This is a genomic window from Nocardia jinanensis, assembly GCF_014645735.1.
GTDB lineage: Bacteria > Actinomycetota > Actinomycetes > Mycobacteriales > Mycobacteriaceae > Nocardia > Nocardia jinanensis.
Map to the genome: position 1 here is coordinate 1 of NZ_BMMH01000070.1, position 536 is coordinate 536.

The window sequence follows — 536 nt, forward strand, 5'->3', positions numbered from 1 at the left end:
CGCGATTCCGCCGAACGCCCCGAGATCAACACATGCAAACCACCGTCGGCATCGACATCGGGAGCCACCGGAATATCCACACCACGACCACCCTGCCGGTTGATCACCAGAACCTTCCCCCGCTGACCGGCCTCCTGGAAAATCTTCTGAAGCTCCGCTTCGGCGTGTTCCCCATGCCGCAGAAAGAACTTCGCATCCACAGCCACATGCTCGACACCGAGATCGTCGAGCATCCTCGACAGTCTGCCCACCTCGCTGTTGCGGTTACAGATAGCCAACTGCGGATTACCATCGAGCTGACGCTCGGCCACACTATGGGCCATAGCCGAAAGTTTCGCGTCCTGGTGACTGATCACCCCCTCCTGACCGATCGCATGATAATCCTCGGCGATCTTCAACTCCGACGGTTTGAAACGCGGAATATCGACCACATGCTTCACACCGTGATTGTTCTGCAACTCGTTCGCCACACCATCAGCGGTACCGGAAAACCCGAACAACTCATCACTCTTCGCCGCCGAGAACATCTCCCCCGC

1 protein-coding gene is annotated in these 536 nt (G+C 58.0%); it reads right to left on the minus strand.

What is annotated here, in order from left to right:
• Positions 1-440, minus strand: a 440-nt coding sequence (locus IEY68_RS35885; RefSeq protein ID WP_444543825.1) for a preprotein translocase subunit SecA, incomplete at its 3' end; no start/stop codon positions are given.
• Between the last annotated feature and the right edge of the window lie 96 nt (positions 441-536).